We start from the raw sequence: 4963 nt of genomic DNA, 5'->3' as shown, positions 1-4963 counted from the left end.
TGGGACGAAGCTGTTCGATGGGCACGCAAACCTTGCTGGCATAGGCATCGAAGAGACTGAGGGCAAAGACCCGCTGGCCCACGGCAAAGTCACTGACGCCCTCGCCCAAGGCCGCCACGCGCCCGGCCACTTCAAAGCCCGGCGTCAGGGGCCAGCCGACGAATTCACGGGCTGATTTATAGAGCCCCATGCGGGCAATACAGTCGGCGAAATTGACCCCGATGGCCTTGCTCTCGATCACGACCTCACCCGGCCCGGGCGCGGGATCCGGCGCCGACTCAATCGCCAGTCGCTCATAACCACCCGGCTTGGCAATCCGGACCCGGATCATTCCTCCCCCCTGATGGCGGCAACCAGCAATATCAGCCGCTCGGCATCCTTGACCTCAATCCTCTCGCCGGCAGTGATGGTCTGGCCATCCACGCTGCGAGCCCGCCAGCGTTCCCCCGCCACCTCCACCAATCCAACCGGATCAAGATCGGTACGAACCACGCCGGTGAGCCCGACCATGCCCACGGCACCCGGATCATGACCGCCTTCAAGAGCCGGCCGATAAAGGGGATAGAGCAGCACGTCCTTGATCACCCACAACAAGAGCAACAGCATTGCCAGGCGATCGGAAATCCAATCCCATTGATAAAGCAGATAGACGATGATCCCGAACAGAATCAGGCCGGGAATCTGCAGCAGGGTGTACTTGCCAATGGTGCCCATCAGCCCTTCCCTTCGCCGTGCTCGGCGAGCCAGTCCAATACCACCGGGAAATGGTCCTCCCCGGCTTCCGGGGCGGTGAGCATGTCGATATGACCATAGTCGCGGGCGTAACCCTCGGCCTTGGCCAGCAGCAGGAAGCGTTGCTTCCCTTTACCGGACTCGGCCATCAAACGCTTGACGTCCTCCGGGTGGCCCAGGGCGGCATCGGCGGCCCCCGCCAGATACAGGGTCGGAGGCAGTCGCTGCTCGGCCAGGGCCGCCCGATAGTCAAAGCCATCGATCGGGTCCACCCAGCGGGTCTCACGTACCCAGCGCCGTCCGTGAGAGAAGCTCAAACGGCTCTCATCATCGGAGCCGAAGCGCAAACGCCGGGCCGGCAGATAACCGGCCAGCAAAACAATCAAAGGCGACAGCCAGCACCAGATCAAGTCCACATAGAGGAGGCGGCGAAGATTCCAGACCCGGACCCGACGCTTGCTGCCGAAAAAAACCAGAGAAGCCACCGAGCGGGCCCGTTCCGGAAAGCGGGCGAGGACCGCATTCATCAACACACCACCCCAGGAATGGGCGATCCAGTGCTGGCTGACGCCGGGGCGCTGCTGCCCGATATAATCCTGCGCCGCCGGGATTTCCCTGAGGATGGAATCGGTCTGACTGTAGCGACTGCCCCGAGCAATCCGAGGGCGACTGCCCCCACGCCCGCCCAGGTCCATCACCCAGACATCATAACCACGTTCCGCCAGCCAGGGCGCCAGGCCCCGGCCGGAACGACTGTAGAAGATACGGCCATTCTCGATGGCACCGTGAAGCAGGAACAGCACCTGACCTTCACCGGGAAAGCGACGCAGATGGATACAGCGTTCACCGTCCAGTTCCACGAAATGTGACTCTGCATTCACCGCACTCCCTCCGCCGCCGCTCTGGCCGCTTCCAGTTCTTCCTCTGCCTGCATCCATTCACTCTCCAGTCGCTCAAGTTCACTGCGAAGTGCTGCCTGCTCCTTGAGCAGGGGTTGAAGCCGAAGCCCGGCCTCCTCCTCATACAGGGTCGGGTCTGCCAGCTGCTCTTCCAGACTGGCGAGGCGTTCCCCACTCTTCTCGATGTCCTTCATCAGGCGAGCGGCACGATCCTTGAGTGGTTTCAGGGCCTGCCGCCGCTCGGCCGCAGCCCGCCGGGCCGCCTTGCCACGGTCATTGCCACCACCGCCGCCGTTGGTCTGGCTTTGACTGGCCTGGCGGTTCAGTCGCTGCTGATCCAGCCAGACACGATAGTCTCCCAGGTCGCCGTCAAAATCACGGACACTGCCGTCAGCCACCAGCAGATACCGATCCACGGTGTTACTCAGCAAGTGGCGATCATGGGACACGGTCACCACGGCACCCTCAAAGCCCTGCAGTGCCATGGTCAGGGCATGACGCATTTCCAGGTCCAGGTGGTTGGTGGGCTCGTCCAGCAACAAGAGGTTGGGGGCCTGCCAGACCAATAGGGCAAGCACCAGCCTTGCCTTCTCACCCCCGGAGAACGGGGCCACCGGATCGGTGGCCATGTCCCCCTGAAAGCCGAATCCCCCGATGAAGTCCCGCAGCTTCTGTTCCGATACCGCGGGTGACAGGCGTTGGAGATGATCCAGGGGGCTGGCAGCGGTATCCAGTTGCTCAAGCTGATGCTGAGCGAAGTAGCCGATCCGCACATTGGCACCCACATGGCACTCACCGGCCATGGGCGCCAGCTCACCGGCCAGGGTCCGCACCAGGGTGGACTTGCCGGCGCCATTGGGCCCCAGCAGGCCGATCCGGTCACCGGGTCCAATGCTGGCATCCACGCCGCTCAGCACCGGGTCCGTGCCGTAGCCGAGACTCACCCCCTCGAGCTTGATCAGGGGATTGCCCGCCCGGGGTGCGTCGGGAAATTCAAAGTGAAAGGGCGAATCCACATGCGCCGGGGCCAGCTTCTCCATGCGTTCCATCGCCTTGATACGGCTCTGGGCTGCCTTGGCCTTGGTGGCCTTGTAGCGGAAGCGATCAACGAACTTCTGCATATGCGCGATTTCGCGCTGCTGCTTCTCGTACAGGGCCTGCTGTCGGGCCAGTTGCTCGGCCCGCTGGCGCTCGAACTCGCTGTAGTTGCCGCGATAATGATTCAGGCGACAATGTTCGATGTGGAGGATTTCAGCCACCACCGCATCCAGAAACTCCCGGTCATGGGAGACCAGCACCAGGGTTCCCTGATAGGCCTTGAGCCAGTCTTCCAGCCAAAGCACCGCCTCCAGATCCAGATGGTTGGTGGGCTCGTCCAGAAGCAGGAGATCGGAGGGGCACATCAGGGCCTTGGCCAGGCCGAGCCGCACCCGCCAACCGCCGGAAAAGCTCCCCACCGGGTCGCCATGCCGGCTGGCGGCAAAGCCGAGCCCATTCATCAGCTCCCCCGCCCGGGCCCGGGCGGAATATCCGTGCACATCCTCGAAGCGGCCATGAGCCCGAGCAATGGCATCTCCGTCTCCCGAGGCTTCCGCTTTGGCCACGTCCGCTTCCGCGGCGCGGAATGCCGGGTCGCCATCCAGCACGAAGTCAATGGCCGGGCGGTCCAGGTCAGTGAACTCCTGGGCCATGTGGGCGATCAGCCAGTCTGAGGGTACCGACACCTGACCGGCATCCACCGCCAACTCACCCCGCAGCAGGGCGAACAGGGAACTCTTGCCACTGCCATTGGCGCCCACCAGACCGATCCGGTGGCCAGGGAAAAGGGTCGCGCTGCCGCCCTCGATCAGGGCCTCCGGGCCGCGGCGCAAGACAATGTCGCTAATCTGGATCATGCTGATATCACTGCTGCAGGGGTGAGCCATGCCCGTCCGGGAACGACGGGGCGGGTAGTGTATCCCCTGTGTCCCGGCACTGCACAAAGACTGAAACATCGGCCAGCCGGCATCGTCTACGACCCGGCAGTCCGATCCCCGAGGCACCCTTTCCCCCAAGGGGACGGACGCCCCCCGTATGAGGGATGGCCCGGACAGGCAGAATGGGCTGTAATCATACGGGTCGCAAAGCATACCGGCATTGCCGGTGCCCCTTTCGCACGACTGGGTCCACCTCCTTATCGTGCGAAATCGGGGTGGCGGGCTTCAGGGATGAAGCCTGTCTCCCCGAACTTGCTTGACGCTGACTTCCCCCTCCGGTTTAATTTTCGCGCTGCTTTATTCCCCCAATTCGTTTCAGGAATCGAATCACAGCATGTCTCGTAGCCAGCGCCTCATCCAATTGCTCACAGAACAGGGTCCACTCAGCTCCGCGGCCGTACAGAAAGCCCTGGGCATCAGCCGCCCCACCCTCTCCCGTCTCATGCGGGAAGTGAATGACCAGGTGCTGCGACTGGGCCAGACCCGACAGATTCGCTACGCGGTGCCGCGCCAGCTCGAGGGCCTGCCGGACAGCCTGCCGGTCTATCGCGTGGATGAAGACGGCCGCGCCCACGACCATGCCCGGATACGCGCCCTGGCGCCGAGCGAATGGGCCTGGCAGGCCGAGGACGGCCTGCGCATCGGCACCGGCCTGCCAAGGGAGATCAGCGCCCTCTGGCCCCGCGGTTACATGGCGGATGCCCACTTCGGTCAGGTCGGCGACGAGGAAGAGCAACTGCGACTGCTGAGTGAACAGGGCATCGCCATGCCGGGCAACCTGATTCTTGGCGAGGCCGCCATGGCCGGATTCCTCGGCCATGACCCCGAGCCCCATTCCCTGGATGATCTGCCCAAACTCGCCCAGCAGGCCGAGGCCGGCGACCCGCCCGGTGAACCGGTCCCGGGTGACTCGCCCCGCTTCACCGCCTGGATGGAGGGCCATCAGGTTCTGGTCCGCTTCGCGCCCCTGGCCGATTCGCCCACCGCGCAACGCCAGGCCGGGCTGCTCGCCGCCGAGGCCCAGGCCCTGGAACTGCTGCGGCGCCAGGGCTTGCCGGTGGCCCCGGCCCGCCTGCTCGACCTGGGCGGCTACCGCTTCCTGGCCACCGCCCGGATTGACCGGGTCGGGCGCCTGGGACGCCGCGCCGTTCTCCCGCTCCGGGCCCTGAGCGGCAAGGGGGTGGACCCCGAAGACGCCGCCGCGACCGCCACCGCCCTCAAGCGCAGCGCCCGCCTGTCAGCGGAAGAGGCCGAACAGATCCTCTGGCTGGAGGAATTCTTCCGCCTGATCGGCAGCCGTCCGCTGGATGGCGAAACATTACCGTTCTTCCCCACCGAGGACGCCCTGCACCTGGC

Annotated in this window: 5 protein-coding genes; 1 reads left to right on the top strand and 4 read right to left on the bottom strand. The window is 64.6% G+C overall.

The window, feature by feature from the left end:
• From ACJWXQ_RS11115 to ACJWXQ_RS11100, 4 genes are all read right to left on the bottom strand, one after another.
• Window positions 1-331 (bottom strand): alcohol dehydrogenase catalytic domain-containing protein (locus tag ACJWXQ_RS11115; RefSeq protein ID WP_406672820.1); only part of this gene is annotated, 331 nt, incomplete at its 3' end.
• A complete protein-coding gene (locus tag ACJWXQ_RS11110) occupies window positions 328-714 on the bottom strand; it encodes an NfeD family protein (protein WP_346053153.1) in 387 nt (128 codons plus the stop codon). The genes ACJWXQ_RS11110 and ACJWXQ_RS11115, both read right to left, overlap by 4 nt.
• The gene (locus tag ACJWXQ_RS11105; RefSeq protein WP_346053151.1) at window positions 714-1613 is read right to left on the bottom strand and encodes an alpha/beta fold hydrolase; all 900 of its coding nucleotides are present in this window, start codon (window positions 1611-1613) and stop codon (window positions 714-716) included. The genes ACJWXQ_RS11110 and ACJWXQ_RS11105 overlap by 1 nt, the downstream gene beginning before the upstream one ends.
• On the bottom strand, window positions 1610-3526 hold the full coding sequence (locus ACJWXQ_RS11100) for an ATP-binding cassette domain-containing protein (protein WP_346053149.1): 1917 nt from the start codon (window positions 3524-3526) through the stop codon (window positions 1610-1612). The genes ACJWXQ_RS11105 and ACJWXQ_RS11100 overlap by 4 nt, the downstream gene beginning before the upstream one ends.
• 415 nt (window positions 3527-3941) lie before the next feature.
• Between ACJWXQ_RS11100 and ACJWXQ_RS11095 the strand changes: the two genes are divergently transcribed.
• Window positions 3942-4963: hypothetical protein (locus tag ACJWXQ_RS11095; protein WP_406672819.1), on the top strand; the 1022-nt coding region annotated here is incomplete at its 3' end.

Origin of the sequence: Natronospira sp., from assembly GCF_007134575.1 — a bacterium.
In the GTDB taxonomy this organism is placed as follows: domain Bacteria; phylum Pseudomonadota; class Gammaproteobacteria; order Natronospirales; family Natronospiraceae; genus Natronospira; species Natronospira elongata.
The sequence above is the reverse complement of the archived record's forward strand: the minus strand, read 5'-3'. Positions and strand labels throughout refer to the sequence as shown.